Origin of the sequence: Teichococcus globiformis (assembly GCF_042646265.1) — a bacterium.
GTDB classification, from domain to species: domain Bacteria; phylum Pseudomonadota; class Alphaproteobacteria; order Acetobacterales; family Acetobacteraceae; genus Pseudoroseomonas; species Pseudoroseomonas globiformis.
In genome coordinates this window covers 1-17,440 of record NZ_JBHRTN010000019.1, presented here as the reverse complement: position 1 = coordinate 17,440, position 17,440 = coordinate 1, and the positions used below count along the sequence as shown (strand labels likewise).

Sequence of the window (17,440 nt, the reverse complement as noted above, 5' to 3'; positions counted from 1 at the left end):
GAGCCCCCCGCCTTACTTGAAGATGATCGGGGCATCCTCGGCCGGCAGATCCGGCAAAGGCACCTCGATCTGTACCGAGTTGGGATCGATGCCGGTGCCCTGGTCCAACCAGTAGGTCACGCTCTGCGGCCAGAAAATGACAATGGCCACCAGAATGAGCTGTAGCCCGACCCAAGGAATGGCGCCCCAGTAGATGTCGCTCGTCTTCACGGTCTTCGGCGCGATGCCGCGCAGGTAAAACAGCGCGAAGCCGAAGGGCGGGTGCATGAAGGCCGTTTGCATGTTCACGCAGAGCAGCACGCCAAACCAGACAAGGTCGATATCCAGCTTGGCTGCCACCGGCGCCAGCAGCGGCACGACGATGAAGGCGATTTCGAAGAAGTCGAGGAAGAACGCCAGGAAGAAGATGAAGATATTGACGAAGATCAGGAAGCCGGTCTGGCCACCAGGCAGGTGCGACAACAGGTGCTCGATCCAGAGGCTGCCATCGACGCCCTGAAACACCAGCGAGAAGACGGTGGAGCCGACCAGGATGAAGATGACCATGCAGGTGATGCGCATGGTGTTGTCCATCGCCTGCTTGATCAGCGACCAGGTGAGGCGGCGGTTGATGCCCGCCAGCACCACGGCCCCAACCGCGCCCATCGCGCCCGCCTCGGTCGGCGTCGCGAGCCCGACGAAGATGGTGCCGAGCACAAGGAAGATGAGCACGATCGAGGGCACCATGCCCTTCAGCACACGCCAGTAGAGGGGCCAGCCGCGTGGTCCCAGAGCCTCGGGCGGTAGTGGCGGAACCTTGTGCGGCTGAAAGATTGCCGTCCCGAAGATGAACAGCACGAACAGCAGGATCTGCAGGATGGAAGGGCCGATGGCGCCGGCATACATGTCGCCGACGCTGCGTCCAAGCTGATCGCCGAGAATGATCAGCACCAGCGAGGGCGGGATGACCTGCGTGATGGTGCCCGACGCCGCGATGACGCCTGTGGCGATTCGCATGTCGTAGCCGTACCGCATCATGATCGGCAGGGAGATCATGCCCATGGCGATCACGGAAGCTGCCACGGTGCCGGTGATGGCACCCAGCACCGCGCCTACCAGGATGACGGCGTAGGCCAGGCCACCGGGCACCTTGCCAAAGAGCTGGCCTGTCCCTTCCAAAAGATCCTCGGCCAGTCCGCAACGTTCCAGGATGGCACCCATCAGCGTGAAGAACGGGATCGCCAGCAACAGGTCGTTGGAGATGATGCCAAACACACGGAACGGCAGGTTGCCGAGATAGGCTGGCGTGAAGAAGCCCAGCTCGATCGACATGAAGCCGAAGAACAAGCCCGTGGCGGCCAGGGAGAAGGCGACCGGAAAGCCGATCAGCAGGAAGATGACGAGGCCGCCGAACATCAGCGGCGGCATCATCTCAAGAGTGGGCATGATGGGATCGTCCGCTTATTGGTCGGGCCGGTGGTATTCGGTCACCACCTCGGCATGGGGATCGATGCCGCGCAGCAGTGCGACGCGCTTCACCAGTTCGGAGAGACCCTGCAGGGTCAGCAAGGTAAAGCCGACCGGCAGCAGAATTTTGGCAGGCCACAGGATCAGGCCGCCGGCATTGGAGGACATCTCGCCGCGCAGGAAGCTGTCGAGAAAGAAGGGCAAGGTCATCCAGGCCAGCATCGACATCGCCGGCAGCAGAAACAACACCAGCCCGAAGACATCGACCCACAGCTTTGCGCGCTGCGACAGGCTGCCGAACACCAGGTCCACCCGCACATGCTCGTTGCGGAGCAGCGTATAGGCCGCTCCCAGCATTACGGTGCCGCCAAAGAGATACCACTGCACCTCAAGCCAGGCGTTGGAGGAATAGTGGATGCCATAGCGAATGGTGGCGTTGCCCGCGCTGATCGCGCAGGACAACAGCACCATCCAGGATGCCGCCTCGCCGAAGATGGCGTTGACGCGGTCCACGGCCCGGCTGAAACCAAGCAAGGCAGACATTCGCCGGAATACCTCCTGATGATGGCGATGTGCGTGCGGTGACCGGGATCTGCCACAAAGCTATCCGCACGCATGAAGAACGGCCTCAGCGGCGCTGCTGCGCTTCCTGGGCATACATGGCGTAAACGAACTGGTCGAAGCTGTTCTCGGCCACGCGGAACCAGCCATACTCCGCATCGCGGAAAGCGCGCCACTGGTCATAGACCCGCTTGAAGTGGTCGTTCTTCTCCGCGAGCTCGTCATACAGTTCGAAGCTCGCCTTGTAGGCGGCGGCCATCACCTCCCGCGGGAAAGCGCGAAGCTGCGTGCCGGCGGCGATCAGGCGGCGCAGCGCCTGGGGGTTCTGCACGTCGTACTTCGCCATGCTGTCCACCGTGGCGTCGCGGCAGGCGCTTTCCAGCGCGTCCTTGTAGAGCTGCGGAAGCTCGTCGTACTTCGCCTTGTTGATGTAGACGGACAGGTTGAGGCACCCCTCCCAGAAGCCGGGGAAGTAGTAGAACGGGGCGACCCGGTTGAAGCCGAGCTTCTCGTCATCGTAGGGGCCGATCCACTCGGCGGCATCCACGGTGCCTTTTTCCAACGCCGGATAGATGTCGCCGCCGGCGATCTGCTGCGGCACGACGCCGAGCTTCTGCATCACGTTGCCGGCGATGCCGGCGATGCGCATCTTCATCCCGTTCAGGTCGGCAACCGTCTTGATCTCCTTGCGGAACCAGCCGCCCATCTGCGCGCCTGTGTTGCCCGCAGGAATGGACACGATGTTGTAGCTGTCGAAGAAGGGCTTCAGCACTTCGCGCCCGCCGCCATGCTGCATCCAGGCGTTCATCTGGCGCGTGTTCAGGCCAAAGGGCACGGTGGCATCAAAGGCGAAGGTCGGGTCCTTGCCGACAAAGTAGTAGGATGCCGTGTGGGCACAATCGACCGTGCCATTCTGCACGGCATCCGCAACCTGCAGCCCGGGCACCAGCTCTCCGGCCGGGAAGGCGCGGATCTGGAACTTGTTGTCGGTCAGTGCCGCGACGCGCTTCGCCACATGGTCGCCGGCGCCGTAGATGGTGTCGAGCGAACGGGGAAAGGAACTTGCCATGCGCCAGCGGATCTCGGGCGCGGTCTGCGCGACGGCGGGGCTGGCCAGAGTAGTGGAGAGGGCCGTGGCACCGAGGGCGGCGCCTCCGGTCAGGATCTGACGGCGGATCATCTCGATTGTTCTCCCGGACCCGGCGCGGAACCCAACGTGCCGGTTTTGCGGCATATTCCGGGAGGGGGAAGGCTTTGTCACGCGCGGAACGTTACCGAGCGTGACAATTTTCAGGAGTGTGGCGAAATCTCAGACGGGTTCGGGGAACATCTTGCCTGGGTTCAGGATACCCTTCGGATCGAGGCTCGCTTTCAGCCCGCGCATCACGTCCAGCACCGCCTCGCCATGTTCGGCGACCAGGAACTCCCGCTTGCCAAGGCCGACGCCGTGCTCGCCCGTGCAAGTGCCGCCCAGCGCCAGGCCCGCTGCGACGATCTGGCGGTCCAGCGCCCAGGCCTTTTCCAGTCCATGCGGGTCGTCGGCGGGAAAGAGGATGACAACGTGGTAGTTTCCATCTCCCACATGGCCGACGATGCAAGTGTTCTGCGCGGCGGCGACGGCCAGTTCCTTGGCACCGACAATGGCTTCCGCGAGGCGCGAGATCGGCACGCAGACATCGGTGGTGATGCCGCGGCAGCCCGGATACAGCGCATTGGCCGCCCACCAGGCATCGTGCCGCGCTTTCCAAAGTCTGCTGCGCGTCTCGGCATCCTCGGCCCAGGCGAACCCCTTGCCGCCCATATCGGCAGCGATCGCCTCTACCGCTTCCGCCTGCTCGCGCACGCCGGATGGACTGCCGTGGAATTCCAGGAACAGCGTCGGCATCGGTTCGTAGGGCAGCTTAGAATAGGCGATGGAGGCGCGCATCTGGTCGGCATCGGCCAACTCGATGCGGGCCACGCGCACGCCCGCCTGCATGGTCATGATCACCGTCTCGACGGCGGCCTGAAGGCTGTCGAACTGGCACACGGCGGCCGTGGTGGCCTCCGGAATACCCTGCAGCCGCAGACGGATCTTGGTGACCACGCCGAGCGTGCCCTCCGATCCCACGAAGAGCCGCGTCAGGTCGTAGCCGGAGGAGGATTTGCGCGCCCGCCCGCCGGTCTGGATGATCCGGCCGTCGGCCAGCACCACCTCGAGCCCCATCGTGGCCTCGCGCATGGTGCCGTACAGCACGGCATTGGTGCCCGAGGCGCGGGTCGCCACCATGCCGCCCAGGCTGCAATGGCTGCCTGGATCAACGGGGAAGAAGAGCCCCTGGTCGCGCAGATGGTCGTTCAGCTGGTGGCGGGACACGCCGGGCTCGACCAGGCAATCCATGTCCTCCGCATTGACCTCAAGAATGCCGGTCATGCGCGACAGGTCGAGGCTGATGCCGCGCTTCACCGGCACCACATGCCCCTCGAGGCTGGTGCCGGCACCGAAAGGCGTCACCGCCACGCCATGCGCGTTGCACAATGCCAGCAGCCGTGACACTTCCTCGGTGGTTTCCACAAAGGCGACGGCGTCGGGGAGAACCGGGGGATTGGCGTCCTCGCCGCGCGCGTGCTGCTCCCGCACCGAATTGTTGGTGGAGAGCCGCTCACCCAGAAAGCTGCGCGCCGCGGCCAGCACGGCGTCGATGGGGTTGGTGTCGATGGTCATGGCTCTTTCTCCTCCCGGAGGAGCGGGCAGGTCAGGCAATGCGGCCCGCCACCCCCCAGGGTAAACAAGGATAGTTCCGGGTCGAGGACGGTCAGCCCCTCGGCCCGCAGCGCGGCGTTCAGCCCGGTGCTGCCCCGCGCCGAGACAACGCGCCCGTTGCCCAATGCCAGGATGTTGCAGCCGAGCCGCATGGCGTCGCCGTAGGGCACCGGAATGCAGCGTATGCCATGGCCCTTCAGCCAGGCGATGAAGTCTTCATCCAGCACATCGGTGCAAGCGACGGCCAGGCCCGGTGCTGCCATGCAGAACAACACGTCGAGATGCAGGAAATGCTCGTCGAAAGGCTCGAGGCGCACCTCCCAGCCTTCGGCCCGCAGCCAGCCGGCGAGCTGTTCCGCCCCGCTCTCGTCGGTCCGGCCACCTGAATGGCCGATCACGGCCAGGCCTGGGCGGATGATGTGAATGTCTCCGCCCTCCAGCGTGCCGGCTGAGGATTTGCGCCAGAACCCGCTGCCATGGGCGGCATGGAAATCGATCAACCCGGCATATTCGCCTCGGCGCTGCGGCCGTTCGAGCTGGCACAGCACCGGGCCCTGATGCGTCACGACCACGCTGTCGCGCGTGTAAACCATGTAGGGCAGGTGCGGCTCCGGAGGGAGCGTATGCACGGTGGCGCCGCCCTCGCGCAACGCCGCAACCAGCTCGGCATGCTGCGCCGCCAGATGCGCCGGGGCGGGAGCCTGCCGTTCATCGGCCAGGGTGCGGCGGGCGATGCTGTTGGTGGGCAGCCAGCGGTAATGATCCGGCGGGCAGACCAGCACGTCCCGCAGTGGAGCCGTTTCGGAAGAGACACGCCAGTTTGACATGACCGGGCAAGCTACGCCCGGCGCCGGGCGCGATCCAGGGGTGAAAAAGGCGCAGGCGATGGCCACGGGACGGCGTTGCCCCCTTTGGACCTTCCCGCCGGGACGCCGGCCGGAATGACCGTGCCACCGGGAACCCGCGTTCCACTGGAGCGGAACGATCAGGGCGGCGCCATGACCATCAGGTAGGCGCCGGGGCTGAAGCCCTGTTGCCGGAATCCATGGGCCTCTGGCGCGGATCATCGGCACAGGCCGTCGTTGTCGGCGGGCTCCACCATCCCGGCGGGGGAGGGCGAGCCCCTGGAGAACGCGTCACTGTCCCGGTCCCTGGGTCAGATCCCGCCAGAAGGTTCCCAGGAAGTCCGCATCCGCAGACGGGCGTCGGCTGAAGATGCGGGGGGGCGTGGCAACCTGCCCATTGGCATCCAGACCAACGCTGATGCCCCAGAAGCCCAGCAGGCTTGCCCCGCCCATGCCGTAGCGTGTGTCGGAGATTTCCACGGTGCTCCCGCCCCCTGCCGTCTCCGTGACGCGCCAGGCGGTGTGCCCGCCCGAGAACCAGTCGAGCAGCCTGGCCTCGGGCAGGTCGACCACGGCCGCGAAGCGCGGGTCCGGGGTCTGCGGCACATGGGTCCAGGCGATCGGGCCTGGTGCCAGCATGGAATGGCGGCCGATGCGGATGCCGTCCGGGCTTTCCGCCACGATGCGGCGCAGCCAGGGTTGGAACAGCAGCGGATAGGCTTCAACCGAACCGGCGACGATGCCTTGGTCGCTGAGCTGCGCACGGGCCATGCGCTGGGTGCGCTCGCCCAGCGCCCAGCCGTGCAGCGTCCAGGCAGTGATGAAGAGCAGCGCCATGCCAGCCACCGGCACGGCCCGCTCGGAATGGCGGCTGAAGCCGGCCATCAGGACGGCGAGCAGCAGCACCCCGCTGTAGATCGGGTCGATGATCGGCATGGCGTTCAGCGCGAAGCGATGATCCGAGAAGGGCGCCAGAAGCTGCGTGCCATAGCTGGTGAAGGCATCGATGATCGGGTGGGTCAGCAGCACCAGCACCGACAGCCAGATCCAGGCCCGCAGACGCGTCGGGTCGGGAGCGGCCTCTCCGCGCCGTCGACTTTCCCACCCAGCCACGGCGCGGCCGATGAAAGGCCCTACCAGAGGGCCGAAGAACAATGAGTGGGTGATGCCGCGATGGTGCCGCCAGTTTGTAAAGCCGTCGCCGATCCACCCTGCCACCACATCGAGATCCGGTACCGTGCCGAGTACGGCGCCGGCTACCACCACGCGTCGGCCGAGGGTGCGGTGAAATCCCGCCGCCGCCACCGTGGCGCCGAACAGGGCCTGGGTCACGCTGTCCATGAAGTCACTCCGAAGCTCGGGCCTCATGTAGGGGTGATGCGCTCAAAGTCACGCTGGCGGTGCGTTGACCCCCCGGCAACAGAGGCCTAGCGTCCTCGGACCGGACAGGAGGAAATGGACGGACAATGGTGAACAAGGTCAAGGACGCCTGGGCTCAAGGGCGCGCGGTTGTCAATGCGTGGCTGGCCATCCCGAGCGGCTACAGCGCCGAGGTGATGGCGCAGGCCGGCTTCGACTCCGTGACGGTCGACATGCAGCACGGCGTGCAGGACTACCTGTCGATGGTTGCCTGCTTCCAGGGCATGCAGCCGCATCCGGTAACGCCCATGGTGCGCGTGCCGTGGAACGAGCCCGGCATCATCGGCAAGGTGCTCGATGCCGGGGCAATGGGTGTGATCTGCCCGATGGTGAACAGCGCCGCCGAGGCAAAGCAGCTGGTCTCCGCCTGCCGCTACCCGCCAGAGGGCACCCGCTCCTTCGGCCCGATCCGGGCCGGCATCTATGGCGAGGCCGGGGCGTATTTCGACACCGCGAACAAGGATATCGCGGTGATCCCGATGATCGAGACCAAAGAGGCGGTGGACAATCTGGAGTCCATCCTGGACGTGCCGGGCATCGACGGCGTCTACATTGGTCCGTCCGATCTCGGCCTGTCCTACGGGCTGGCGCCGAAGCTGGACCGCGAGGAGCCGGAGATCATGAAGATCTACGAGCGGGTATTGAGCGAGTGCGGCAAGCGCAACATCGCGGTTGGCCTGCACAACGGCACGGCAGCCTATGCCAAGAAGATGATCGGCATGGGTTTCAAGCTGACCACCATCTCGAATGACAGCGGCATCCTGCTGGTCGCCGCCAAGGCGGCGGTGGCGACAGCCAAGGGTTGAAGCGAAACGGCCCGCCAGGTGTGAACCCGGCGGGCCGTGAAAAAGGGCGGGGAAGCGTGGCCTCCCCGCACTCCGCATCAGGCAGCCTTGGCGACATCCTTCGGCAGCTTGGCGATCAGCGCCTTCAGCATGTCCATCTCGGCCGCATCCAGATCGGTCAGCGGGGCGCGCACCGGGCCGGTGGGACGGCCCACGGCGGTGCAGCCCGCCTTCACGATCGAGACGGCATAACCCTTCTTGCGGTTGCGGATGGCGATGTAGGGCAGCACGAAGTCTCGCAGGCCCTGATAAACCTTCGCCGCATCCTTGGCCCGCACCGCCTGATAGAAATCATTGGCGAATTCGGGAACGAAGTTGAAGATCGCCGAGGAGTAGGTGGTGACGCCCATCTCCAGATAGGGCAGGGCGAAGGTTTCGGCGGTGGGTAGCCCGCCCACATAGGTCAGCCGGTCACCCAGCTTGGCGTAGATGCGGGTCATCAGCTCGATGTCACCGACGCCGTCCTTGAAGCCGACCAAGTTCGGGTTCCGGTCGCACAGCCCGGCCAGCGTGTCCTCGTTCAGGATGGCGTTGTCACGGTTGTAGACGATGACGCCGAGCTTGGTGCTCTTGCACACCGCCTCGATATGCGCCGCAAGGCCGGCCTGCTCGGAATTCACCAGATAGTTCGGCAGCAGCAGCAGCCCGTCGGCGCCCCCGGCTTCGGCGGATTGCGCCAGTTCCTTGGCGATGGCGGTCGCCATGCCGCAGGGCGCGATGACGGGCACCTTGCCGCCCACTTCCTCCACCGCGTCCTTGACGACCATGGCGATCTCGGAGGCGGACAGGTTGAAGAACTCGCCCGTGCCGCCGGCGGCGAACAGCCCCGCCGGACCATGGCTCAGCATCCAGCCCACATGCTCGCGGTATGGCGTGGCATCATAGGTGAAGTCGGATTTGAAGTGGGTCACGGGGAAGGACAGCAGGCCGCTGCCGATCGTCTTCGCCATGTCGTTGGGATGCATCAGGGCCATGCGGCTTTCCTCCGGTAATGTCGGGTCATCATACATCCATGACCGGGGGGTGGTCCATGCCGGATTTCGCTCCCTGCTTCCTTCCCGCCAAATTCCGAAGGGCTTCGCCGCCCGTATCGGGCGCAGCCGCCCCGGCACCTGGCCGTACAGGTGGCACATGAAGGATGCGCGTTGTATCCAGCGCCTGGAGCCGCCCGACACCCGTCATGCCGACCGACATCCGCAAGATCCTTCACATCGACATGGACGCCTTCTACGCGTCGGTGGAGCAGGTCGACGATCCGTCCCTGCGGGGCCTGCCGGTGGCCGTTGGTGGATCCCGCGAGCGGGGCGTGGTCGCGGCCGCGAGCTACGAGGCACGGAAATTCGGCGTCCGCTCCGCCATGCCATCCCGGAGCGCGCTGCGCCTCTGCCCTGACCTCGTGTTTGTTCGGCCACGCTTCGATCGATACCGGGAGATTTCCCAGCGGATCAGGGCGATCTTCCTGGACTACACCGAACTGGTGGAGCCGCTCTCGCTGGACGAAGCCTACCTGGACGTGACGGAGAACCGCAGGGGCATCGCCCTGGCCACGCATGTCGCCCGGGAAATCCGTGAAAGGATCTTTCGCGAAACCTCGCTGACCGCATCCGCGGGGGTCAGCTACAACAAGTTCCTGGCCAAGCTTGCCTCGGACCACCGCAAGCCCAATGGCCAGTTCGTGATCACGCCGGAAGCGGGACCGGACTTCATCGCCGGCCTCGACATCGGCCGGTTCCACGGCATCGGCCCGGCCACGGCCGCGAAGATGAAGGGGCTGGGGATCCACAATGGGGGCGATCTTCGATCCATGCCGCTCGCTTTCCTGCAGGGGCATTTCGGCAGGATGGGAGCGCATTTCCATGCCATCGCACGGGGAGAGGATCATCGACGCGTCGTGCCGAACAGGCCGCGCAAGTCATCCGGCTCGGAGACGACTTTCGGGCACGACCTGGACGACCCTGCCGAAATCCGGCACCGCATGGCGCTTCTGGCCGGCGAGGTCTGGGAATGGTGCCAGGGGAGCGGTGCACGAGGGCGCACGGTCACCATCAAGGTGAAATTCGCTGATTTTCAGCAGATCACCCGGAGCCGGTCGGCCTTGCGGCCAATTGCCACCGCCGCGGAACTCGAAGGGGTTGCGGCCGGGTTGATGGATGCGCTGTTTCCTCTGCCGAAGAAAGTGCGCCTGCTGGGTGTCAGCGTTTCCAACTTCGACGCCGGGGGAGACTTCGCCGAAAGTCAGATGGCTTTCGATTTCTGACGGCCGCCAGATCTACCTTTGGCCCTGGCGACCGGGTGAATGCGTCCGGGCGCGGGCTTGCTTGGTTCAATACGTTATATCATAACATTTCTGATGCAGCTCTTCAGCCGTCCACCTCACCCGGCGCCTGCCAACTTGCCCGGGTCCGTCCAGAACAGCCGCCTCCCGCAGCGCGCCGCGTGCGGGTTGGTCATGGGCCAGGGCGGAAACAATGTCACCCTGCGGCAGGAGCATTGGCGTCGGTGGCCGGGAGATGAATGGGCCTGCTTCGACGCATTGCCGGCAGGCATCAGGCAGCGGTTGCAGCAGCACGCCTATGACCCCTGGGCGGTGAACGCCCTGAAGCTTTGGCGGCTGTTCAGGCGGCAAACCGGCAGCAGCCAGCGGGCGGAGCGCCGCCTGTTGCGCTACCTCGACCAATGCGAGGCACAGGAACGCTCCCTGTTCGCCGCCGCCTATGCGGGCCGGCACAGCCAGCCACTGCCGCACGACGCCGCCGGGGCCAGCATTCTCCGCGGTTCGGGCAACGCGCCCGGCGAAGCGCGGCACTCTGTGCGCCGGCCGGTGCGATGAGGCATTCCTGCCGCCCCTCGTGGCGATGCGGCTTGATGGCTGTCCTGCTCACCGGTGCCGGGTTGTTCCCGGCCGGAGCGGCTGAGCCAGCCCGCTTTCCGCTCACGCTCCGGAATTGCGGGGTGGAGGTCACCTTCGTCCAGGCGCCGCAGCGGGTGGTCGCCATCGGGCAAGGCACCACCGAGATCCTGCTTTCCCTTGGGCTGGCGGATCGCATCGCCGGCACCGCGGTCTGGGTGGGGCCGGTGCTGCCGCAATTCGCCGCCGAGAATGCGCGCATCCCCCGGCTGGCGGAGAACGATCCGAGCTTTGAATCCGTGGTGGGCCGCTCGCCGGACCTGGTTGCGGCACAACTAGAATGGCATGTCGGGGCGCGAGGCCGCGTGGGACGGCGTGAGCAATTCGCGGATCTTGGCATTCCCACCTATGTCTCGCCCGCCGATTGCGCGGCCAAGGATAATTCCGGCAGCGGCGATGGGGTGCGGCGGGAACCCTTCACCATGGCGCTCATCCACCAGGAGATCCGCGAACTTGCGGCGATCTTCGATGTGGCCGACCGGGGTGAGGCGCTGGTGGCGGAATTGCAGCGGCGGGAAGCGGAGGCTGTCGCGGCCGTGGCCGGCTCCGGGGCGCGGGGCCTGGCGGCGGTGTTCTGGTATTCTTCTCGCGAAGTGCGGGGGGATGCCTTCCTGGCCGGCCGGAACGGCGGCGCGGGTTACATCATGCGCACCCTTGGGCTGCGCAACGTGATCGAGGCCGAAGATGAATGGCCGACGGTCAGCTGGGAAACGGTGGCTGCGGCTGACCCGGCTTTTCTGGTGCTGGCGCGAATGGAGCGGCGCCGCTTTCCTGCCGATGACGTGGAGGCGAAACGCCGCTTCCTCGCATCCGATCCCGTTACCAGCCGCATGAGCGCGGTACGCGAGGGGCGGACCATCGTGCTCGACGCCCAGGCCATGAACCCGACCCTCCGCACGATCGACGGCATCGAGGCTGTGGCGCGCGGCATTGCCGGACCGGCTACCGCGCCATGAGGCTCGCCGCCGCGCCGGGTCGCCATGGTCAGGCCGTGCGCGCCGGCCTTGCCCTGGGCGCCGTGGCGCTGCTGTTGCTCGGCATCGCACTGGCCGTCTCGATCGGCGAGATGCGGGTGCCCGCCGCTACCGTGCTGCGCGTCGTCAGCAACCGGATGCTGGGGACTGCCTTCGAGGTGAGCCGCATCCAGGATGGCGTGATCTGGGACTACCGGCTGAGTCGGGCGCTGTTCGCGGCGGTTCTCGGCGCCGGCCTTGCCATGGCGGGTGCCGTGCTGCAGGCCCTGCTGCGCAACCCGCTGGCCGAGCCTTACGTCCTTGGGCTTTCGGCAGGCGCTTCGGCCGGGGCCGTCGCGGTTGTGGTGCTGGGACTCGGCGGCACCACGGTGACGCTTTCGGGAGGGGCATTCGGCGGTGCCCTGCTGGCACTGGCCGCCGTGGCCGCGCTGGGCTCGGTCGCAGGCGGCGGAACGGATCGGATCCTTCTTGCGGGGGTGGTGGTGGCCCAGCTCTTCAGCGCCATCACCGCCTATGTCGTGGCAACGGCGGCGGATGCGGAGCAGGCCCGCGGCGTCATGTTCTGGTTGCTGGGCAACCTCAGCGGCGTGCGCTGGGACGACCTGGCCCTGGCCGCGCCCGTGGTGGCACTGGCCGGGCTGGCCTGCCTGCTGCAGGCGCGGGCGCTGGACGCCTTCACCTTTGGCACGGATGCCGCGGCGGCCCTGGGAGTGTCCGTGCCAGCCATTCGTGCGGTGCTGTTCGGCGTGACGGCGGCAATGACGGCGGTGCTGGTCAGCATCGCCGGCACGGTCGGCTTTGTGGGGCTGGTGGTGCCGCACGCGGCGCGGTTCCTGGTCGGCCCCTGCCATGTCCGCCTGTTGCCGGCGGCAGCTCTGCTGGGCGCGATCCTTGCCGTGATGGCCGACATTCTTTCCCGCACGCTGGTGCCGCAGCAAACCCTTCCGATCGGCGTGGTGACGGCGCTGTTCGGCGCGCCGGCCTTCGCGGCCATCCTGTGCAGAACCCGGCGCGCAGCATGACGATCGCGGCACGCGAGCTGCGCTGGTCCGCAGGCGGCCGCATGGTGGTGGACGGGGTGACGCTGGAGGTCACCCCAGGCCGCATCCTGGGCCTGCTGGGGCCGAACGGCTCCGGGAAGTCCAGCCTGTTGCGGCTGCTGGCCGGGCTGCGCCGCGCCGGCGGTGGCGCAGTGACGCTGGAAGGCCAGGACCTCTCCACCCAGCGCCGCGCCGCCCTGGCCCGCCGCATCGCCGTGGTGGAGCAGCAAGCGGCCACCGAGGCGCCGGTTTCCGTGCTCGACATCGTTCGGCTGGGGCGCACCCCGCATCGCGGGCCGTTCTCCGCCTGGACGGCGGCGGACAACGCGGCGGTGGAGCGGGCCCTGCAGCAGACTGGATTGGAGGGATTGCGCCAGCAGCCCTGGCACACCCTGTCGGGCGGCGAGCGGCAACGGGCCCAGATCGCCCGCGCTCTGGCGCAGGAGCCCCGGGAGTTGCTGCTGGACGAGCCGACCAACCATCTCGACATCCGCCATCAGCTGGAGATCCTAGCCCTGCTCCGACGCCTGGGCCTGACCACCATCGTGGCGCTGCACGACCTCAACCTCGCGGCCACCTTCTGCGACAGGCTGGTGCTGCTGCGAGACGGACGGGTGCAATGCGCCGGTCGGCCCGAGGAAGTGCTGACGCGCGACACCATCCAGGCCGTGTTCGGGGTGGCCGTGGACGTCGAGACCTCCCAGCAGAGCCGCAGGCCGCATATCCGCTTTCTGGCTCCCTTGAGGATGCCTGGCGGTTGAGGCCCGGCGATTGCTCAGCCGCCCGCCCTGTCCCAGAGCCGCGCCGCGCCGAACACGCCCGAAGAATCCCCATGCTTCGCGCGCAGAAGCGCAACATCGTGGGAATCGCCGAAGATGTAGGGCGCCATCATGCCCGGCACCTCGGCATAGAGGCGTGCAAGGTTTGAGGCGCCCCCGCCCAGCACGATCGCATCCGGGTCGGCGATGTTCACCACCTGCGCCAGGGCTCGCGCCAGGCGCGAAACATAGCGGGCCAGGGCTGCCTCGGCCCTGGCATCGCCATCCGCGGCGGCCTGCTCGATCCCCGCCGCATCCCGTGCTCCCGCGCCTTTCCAGTCGGCGGCCAGGGCGGGGCCGCACAACACTGTCTCGATGCAGCCATCCAGCCCGCACCAGCAGCGCGGCCCGGGGAACTCGGCCGCCGTCATCCAGGGCAGGGGAACATGCCCCCATTCGCCGGTCACCCGGTTCGGCCCTTCGAGCAGTCGTCCATCCACCACCAGGCCACCGCCCACGCCCGTGCCCAGGATCACCGCGAAGACGGTGCGGTGTCCGACCCCCGCACCATCGGCGGCCTCGCTCAGCGCCAGGCAATTGGCGTCGTTCGACACCCGCACGGGGCGGCCGAGCGCCACCGCCAGATCGTTGTCCAGGGCACGGCCGTTCAGGATCAGCGAATTGGCGTTGCGCACCCGCCCGTCGCGCGGGCTGAGGCTCCCGGGAATGCCGACGCCGACCGAGCCGGTGTCGCCCAGCTCCGCCTCGGCCTGGCGCACCAGCCCGGCCATGATGGCGACCACATCCTCGTAGACGCCGGGCGTGGGCACCCGGCGGCGCAGGCGGATGGTGTCCGATCCGTCCAAAACCACAATCTCAGTCTTGGTGCCACCAAGGTCGATGCCGATACGCATGCTCATGGCGTGCAGAATAGGTTCCGCCACCGGGCTTGGCGAGACGCCGGGGGCGGCGCATAACAAACCCATGCCAGCGGGAGGGAGCGCGCCGCCATGGTTCTTGGCCGTATTCTCGGCGCCGTCACCGGCGATGCCGGGCGGGTGGAGCCCGCAGATCTGGGGCCGCGCTTCGCGGAGGCGCTGCTGCCCGGCGAACAGGTGCTGGCTGCTTTCCGCACCGTGCGGGACGGCTTCGCGCTGACCGACTGGCGGCTGATGGTGCTGGACCGGCAGGGCATCACCGGTTCCAAGACCACCATCCTCAGCATCCCGTACAAATCCATCCAGCGCTTCTCGGTGGAGGCGGGCGGCACCACAGAGCTGGACGAGGAGCTGAAGGTCTGGGACCGTTCCGGCGCTGATCCGCTGGAGTTCGGGTTCCGTCGCGGCTCGGGTGCAGCCATGGCGGCGCAGGCGCTGCTGGCTGAGCGGCTGCGCGGCGCATGAGCCCGCCGGCTTGCAAGGTGGACAGCACGATGCTCCTGTGCCGCCCATGAAGGAAACCACCCTGGATCTGCAGGGCCTGACCTGCCCCCTGCCGGTGCTGAAGGCCAACAAGGCGCTGCGTGGCATGAAGCCGGGCGAGCGCCTGACCGTTCTCGCCACCGATCCGGCCAGCGTGAAGGATTTCCAGGCCTATAGCCGGGAAACGGGGCATGCACTGGTGTCCTTCTCGGAGGCGGCAGGGCTGTACCGCTTCACCCTGCGCCGGCGCGAGGACGTGCCGCCCAAGGCTCCCCCGGCGGAGGGGGCATGAATGTTCTTCTGGTTTCGCACCACGCCTGCCTGAGCCACGAGAACGATCCCGACCATCCCGAATGCCCCGATCGCCTCAGGGCTGTTCTGGGCGTGCTGGACGCCGAGGAATTTGCCCTGCTGCCCCGCGAGGAAGCGCCGCGCGCGACGGAAGAGCAGCTCATGCGCGTCCACAGCCCGGACCATGTCCGGGCCATCCTCAACATCCGCCCACCCGCGGACGAGTTTGTCGCCCTGGATGCCGAGACCGGCATGGCCGCCGGCAGCGCCGAGGCGGCGCTCCGTGCGGCGGGTGCGGGCATCGCGGCGGTGGATGCCGTGTGCCGGGGCGAGGTCCTGAGGGCGTTCTGCGCGGTGCGTCCGCCCGGCCATCATGCCGAGCCTGCCCGTCCCATGGGCTTCTGCCTGTTCTCCAACGCCGCGATTGCCGCGCGCCATGCCCAGGCGGCGCATGGGCTGGAGCGCGTCGCCATCCTGGATTTCGATGTTCATCACGGCAACGGCACCCAGGCGGTGGCGGCGGATGACCCCTCTCTCCTTTATGCCTCCACTCATCAATGGCCCTGCTTTCCCGGCAGCGGCCATGACAATGAGCGCGGGCTGGGCAACGTGTTCAACGTCACCCTGCCGCCGGGCGCGGGTCCCGAGGAGTTCCACGCGGCCTGGGGCGAGCGTCTGCTGCCGGCGGTGGCGGCCTTCCGGCCGGAACTGCTGATCGTCTCGGCCGGTTTTGACGCCCATGCGCGCGACCCCTTGGCCCAGCAGCGCCTGCGCGAGGCGGATTTCGAGGCGGTGACCGCCGAAATCTGCCGCCTGGCGGACCGGCTCTGCGGCGGGCGGGTCGTCTCGACACTGGAAGGCGGCTATGATCTCCAGGCGCTGGGGGCCTCTGCCGCCGCCCATCTCCGCGCCCTGATGAACGCCTGACCCCTGCAAGGTTTCTGTCCGATGCCCGATACGCCCACCCCGCCCGAGGTCGCCACCCTCTCCTTCGAGGATGCGCTCGCCGAGCTGGATGCCATCGTGCGCAAGCTGGAGGGCGGCCAAGCCAAGCTGGAAGAAGCCATCGCCGATTACGAGCGCGGCGCCCTGCTGCGCCGCCACTGTGAGGCCAAGCTGGCCGAGGCCGAGGGCAAGGTCCAAGCCATTGTCGCCGGTCCGGACGGCACCGCCACCGGCCTCCGTGAGCTGGACTGATCCGATGAATACCGAGAACGCTCCGCTGAAGGCCGCGCTGGCCGCTTCCGTCACCGAGATCGAGGCCGCGCTCGACGCCGTGCTGCCGCAGGAGGAAGGCCCCGAGGCGCCGCTCTATGCCGCCATGCGCTACGCGGTCCTTGGTGGAGGCAAGCGGATGCGCGGCTTCCTGGTGCTGGAGGGGGCCGCACAGTTCGGGGTGTCCCGCACCTCAGCTTTGCGCGTCGCCGCGGCCATCGAGATGCTGCACGCCTACTCGCTGGCGCATGACGATCTGCCGGCCATGGACAACGACGACCTGCGCCGCGGCAAGCCGACCCTGCACCGCGCCTTCGACGAGGCCACGGCCATCCTGGCGGGCGATGCGCTGCAGGCCCACGCCTTCGCCGTTCTGGCGCACGAGGACACGCATTCGGATTCCGCCGTCAGGGCCGAGCTGTGCCTTCGCCTGGCCCAGGCCTCTGGCCCGCGCGGCATGTGCGGCGGCCAGATGCTGGACATGCTGGCCGAAACCAGCAGTGAGCCGGCGACGGAATCCTCCATTGGCCGCTTGCAGCTGCTGAAGACCGGCAAGCTGATCGAGTTCTCCGCCGAGGCAGGTGCCATTCTGGGCAAGGCGCCGGTGCAGCAGCGCCACGCGCTTTCAGCCTATGGGCGGGAGCTTGGTGCGGCCTTCCAAATTGCCGACGACATCCTGGACGCGACCGCCAGCGCCGCGGAAACCGGCAAGGCCACGGGCAAGGACGCAGGCGCGGGCAAGGCGACATTGGTGGGGCTGCTCGGCCTCGATCGCGCGCGCTCGCAGGCGGAGCGATTGGCTGAGCAGGCGGCACGCCACCTCGACAGCTTCGGCGACCGGGCCGACCTGCTGCGGATGCTGGCGGCCTACACCATCACCCGGAGGTCATGATGTCCGAGAGGAAGTTGAGGACGCCGTTGCTGGACCGGGTTGTGGAGCCGCGGGACCTGCGGAATTTTTCGGCGGAGCAGTT

Annotated in this window: 19 protein-coding genes; 11 read left to right on the top strand and 8 right to left on the bottom strand. The window is 67.4% G+C overall.

Features of this window, described 5'->3' with window-relative positions; all coding sequences use genetic code 11:
• Positions 1–12: 12 nt before the first annotated feature.
• From ACFOD4_RS18820 to ACFOD4_RS18795, 6 genes are all read right to left on the bottom strand, one after another.
• Entirely contained in the window at positions 13–1,425 is a 1,413-nt protein-coding gene (locus ACFOD4_RS18820) for a TRAP transporter large permease (RefSeq protein ID WP_379598933.1), read from the bottom strand.
• 15 nt (positions 1,426–1,440) lie between these two features.
• Entirely contained in the window at positions 1,441–1,989 is a 549-nt protein-coding gene (locus ACFOD4_RS18815) for a TRAP transporter small permease subunit (protein WP_379598932.1), read from the bottom strand.
• A gap of 85 nt (positions 1,990–2,074) precedes the next feature.
• On the bottom strand, positions 2,075–3,187 hold the full coding sequence (locus tag ACFOD4_RS18810) for a TRAP transporter substrate-binding protein (RefSeq protein ID WP_379598930.1): 1,113 nt from the start codon (positions 3,185–3,187) through the stop codon (positions 2,075–2,077).
• A gap of 129 nt (positions 3,188–3,316) precedes the next feature.
• The gene (locus ACFOD4_RS18805; RefSeq protein WP_379598929.1) at positions 3,317–4,711 is read right to left on the bottom strand and encodes an FAD-binding oxidoreductase; all 1,395 of its coding nucleotides are present in this window, start codon (positions 4,709–4,711) and stop codon (positions 3,317–3,319) included.
• Positions 4,708–5,577 (bottom strand): dimethylarginine dimethylaminohydrolase family protein, encoded by an 870-nt coding sequence (locus tag ACFOD4_RS18800; protein WP_379598928.1) that lies wholly within the window; start codon positions 5,575–5,577, stop codon positions 4,708–4,710. The genes ACFOD4_RS18805 and ACFOD4_RS18800 overlap by 4 nt, the downstream gene beginning before the upstream one ends.
• A gap of 309 nt (positions 5,578–5,886) precedes the next feature.
• Positions 5,887–6,936: a metal-dependent hydrolase gene (locus ACFOD4_RS18795; RefSeq protein WP_379598927.1), complete on the bottom strand. Its 1,050-nt coding sequence runs from the start codon at positions 6,934–6,936 to the stop codon at positions 5,887–5,889.
• A gap of 125 nt (positions 6,937–7,061) precedes the next feature.
• On the opposite strand from ACFOD4_RS18795, the gene ACFOD4_RS18790 reads away from it, so the two are divergent.
• Complete coding sequence (locus tag ACFOD4_RS18790) at positions 7,062–7,820, top strand: HpcH/HpaI aldolase family protein (RefSeq protein WP_379598925.1); 759 nt, start codon at positions 7,062–7,064, stop codon at positions 7,818–7,820.
• 77 nt (positions 7,821–7,897) lie between these two features.
• On the opposite strand, the gene kdgD is transcribed toward ACFOD4_RS18790, so the two are convergent.
• Positions 7,898–8,833: a 5-dehydro-4-deoxyglucarate dehydratase gene (kdgD, locus tag ACFOD4_RS18785; RefSeq protein WP_379598924.1), complete on the bottom strand. Its 936-nt coding sequence runs from the start codon at positions 8,831–8,833 to the stop codon at positions 7,898–7,900.
• Between the two features lie 206 nt (positions 8,834–9,039).
• On the opposite strand from kdgD, the gene dinB reads away from it, so the two are divergent.
• The 5 genes from dinB to ACFOD4_RS18760 all read left to right on the top strand — a co-directional run bounded on the left by dinB (position 9,040) and on the right by ACFOD4_RS18760 (position 13,542).
• Complete coding sequence (gene dinB / locus ACFOD4_RS18780) at positions 9,040–10,116, top strand: DNA polymerase IV (RefSeq protein ID WP_379598990.1); 1,077 nt, start codon at positions 9,040–9,042, stop codon at positions 10,114–10,116.
• A gap of 192 nt (positions 10,117–10,308) precedes the next feature.
• On the top strand, positions 10,309–10,689 hold the full coding sequence (locus tag ACFOD4_RS18775; RefSeq protein ID WP_379598923.1) for a DUF6525 family protein: 381 nt from the start codon (positions 10,309–10,311) through the stop codon (positions 10,687–10,689).
• A gap of 35 nt (positions 10,690–10,724) precedes the next feature.
• A complete protein-coding gene (locus tag ACFOD4_RS18770; protein WP_379598922.1) occupies positions 10,725–11,723 on the top strand; it encodes an ABC transporter substrate-binding protein in 999 nt (332 codons plus the stop codon).
• Complete coding sequence (locus ACFOD4_RS18765) at positions 11,720–12,763, top strand: FecCD family ABC transporter permease (protein WP_379598921.1); 1,044 nt, start codon at positions 11,720–11,722, stop codon at positions 12,761–12,763. The genes ACFOD4_RS18770 and ACFOD4_RS18765 overlap by 4 nt, the downstream gene beginning before the upstream one ends.
• Positions 12,760–13,542: an ABC transporter ATP-binding protein gene (locus ACFOD4_RS18760; protein ID WP_379598920.1), complete on the top strand. Its 783-nt coding sequence runs from the start codon at positions 12,760–12,762 to the stop codon at positions 13,540–13,542. Before ACFOD4_RS18765 ends, ACFOD4_RS18760 begins: the two co-directional genes overlap by 4 nt.
• A 14-nt stretch (positions 13,543–13,556) precedes the next feature.
• Here ACFOD4_RS18760 and ACFOD4_RS18755 read toward each other — a convergent pair whose 3' ends face one another.
• Positions 13,557–14,459 carry an ROK family protein gene (locus ACFOD4_RS18755; protein WP_379598918.1) on the bottom strand — a complete coding sequence of 301 codons (903 nt, stop codon included), beginning with the start codon at positions 14,457–14,459 and terminating at the stop codon, positions 13,557–13,559.
• A 90-nt stretch (positions 14,460–14,549) separates the two neighbouring features.
• Between ACFOD4_RS18755 and ACFOD4_RS18750 the strand changes: the two genes are divergently transcribed.
• The 5 genes from ACFOD4_RS18750 to ACFOD4_RS18730 are packed head-to-tail and all read left to right on the top strand — an operon-like array spanning position 14,550 to position 17,358.
• Positions 14,550–14,942 (top strand): PH domain-containing protein, encoded by a 393-nt coding sequence (locus ACFOD4_RS18750; RefSeq protein ID WP_379598916.1) that lies wholly within the window; start codon positions 14,550–14,552, stop codon positions 14,940–14,942.
• A gap of 46 nt (positions 14,943–14,988) precedes the next feature.
• Complete coding sequence (locus ACFOD4_RS18745; protein WP_379598915.1) at positions 14,989–15,252, top strand: sulfurtransferase TusA family protein; 264 nt, start codon at positions 14,989–14,991, stop codon at positions 15,250–15,252.
• Positions 15,249–16,178 (top strand): histone deacetylase family protein, encoded by a 930-nt coding sequence (locus ACFOD4_RS18740; RefSeq protein WP_379598913.1) that lies wholly within the window; start codon positions 15,249–15,251, stop codon positions 16,176–16,178. Before ACFOD4_RS18745 ends, ACFOD4_RS18740 begins: the two co-directional genes overlap by 4 nt.
• 21 nt (positions 16,179–16,199) lie before the next feature.
• Positions 16,200–16,448, top strand: a complete 249-nt coding sequence (locus ACFOD4_RS18735; RefSeq protein WP_379598911.1) for an exodeoxyribonuclease VII small subunit — start codon at positions 16,200–16,202, stop codon at positions 16,446–16,448.
• 4 nt (positions 16,449–16,452) lie between these two features.
• Positions 16,453–17,358, top strand: a complete 906-nt coding sequence (locus tag ACFOD4_RS18730) for a polyprenyl synthetase family protein (RefSeq protein ID WP_379598909.1) — start codon at positions 16,453–16,455, stop codon at positions 17,356–17,358.
• Positions 17,359–17,440 lie beyond the last annotated feature (82 nt).

Coding starts and splice junctions, on each gene's coding strand:
- ACFOD4_RS18745 (WP_379598915.1), top strand. CDS start 14,989: ATGAAGGAAACCACCCTGGATCTGCAGGGCCTGACCTGCCCCCTGCCG.
- ACFOD4_RS18735 (WP_379598911.1), top strand. CDS start 16,200: ATGCCCGATACGCCCACCCCGCCCGAGGTCGCCACCCTCTCCTTCGAG.
- ACFOD4_RS18805 (WP_379598929.1), bottom strand. CDS start 4,711: ATGACCATCGACACCAACCCCATCGACGCCGTGCTGGCCGCGGCGCGC.
- ACFOD4_RS18790 (WP_379598925.1), top strand. CDS start 7,062: ATGGTGAACAAGGTCAAGGACGCCTGGGCTCAAGGGCGCGCGGTTGTC.
- ACFOD4_RS18755 (WP_379598918.1), bottom strand. CDS start 14,459: ATGAGCATGCGTATCGGCATCGACCTTGGTGGCACCAAGACTGAGATT.
- ACFOD4_RS18765 (WP_379598921.1), top strand. CDS start 11,720: ATGAGGCTCGCCGCCGCGCCGGGTCGCCATGGTCAGGCCGTGCGCGCC.
- ACFOD4_RS18815 (WP_379598932.1), bottom strand. CDS start 1,989: ATGTCTGCCTTGCTTGGTTTCAGCCGGGCCGTGGACCGCGTCAACGCC.
- ACFOD4_RS18750 (WP_379598916.1), top strand. CDS start 14,550: ATGGTTCTTGGCCGTATTCTCGGCGCCGTCACCGGCGATGCCGGGCGG.
- dinB (WP_379598990.1), top strand. CDS start 9,040: ATGCCGACCGACATCCGCAAGATCCTTCACATCGACATGGACGCCTTC.
- ACFOD4_RS18775 (WP_379598923.1), top strand. CDS start 10,309: ATGGGCCAGGGCGGAAACAATGTCACCCTGCGGCAGGAGCATTGGCGT.
- kdgD (WP_379598924.1), bottom strand. CDS start 8,833: ATGGCCCTGATGCATCCCAACGACATGGCGAAGACGATCGGCAGCGGC.
- ACFOD4_RS18800 (WP_379598928.1), bottom strand. CDS start 5,577: ATGTCAAACTGGCGTGTCTCTTCCGAAACGGCTCCACTGCGGGACGTG.
- ACFOD4_RS18770 (WP_379598922.1), top strand. CDS start 10,725: ATGGCTGTCCTGCTCACCGGTGCCGGGTTGTTCCCGGCCGGAGCGGCT.
- ACFOD4_RS18760 (WP_379598920.1), top strand. CDS start 12,760: ATGACGATCGCGGCACGCGAGCTGCGCTGGTCCGCAGGCGGCCGCATG.
- ACFOD4_RS18730 (WP_379598909.1), top strand. CDS start 16,453: ATGAATACCGAGAACGCTCCGCTGAAGGCCGCGCTGGCCGCTTCCGTC.
- ACFOD4_RS18820 (WP_379598933.1), bottom strand. CDS start 1,425: ATGCCCACTCTTGAGATGATGCCGCCGCTGATGTTCGGCGGCCTCGTC.
- ACFOD4_RS18740 (WP_379598913.1), top strand. CDS start 15,249: ATGAATGTTCTTCTGGTTTCGCACCACGCCTGCCTGAGCCACGAGAAC.
- ACFOD4_RS18810 (WP_379598930.1), bottom strand. CDS start 3,187: ATGATCCGCCGTCAGATCCTGACCGGAGGCGCCGCCCTCGGTGCCACG.
- ACFOD4_RS18795 (WP_379598927.1), bottom strand. CDS start 6,936: ATGGACAGCGTGACCCAGGCCCTGTTCGGCGCCACGGTGGCGGCGGCG.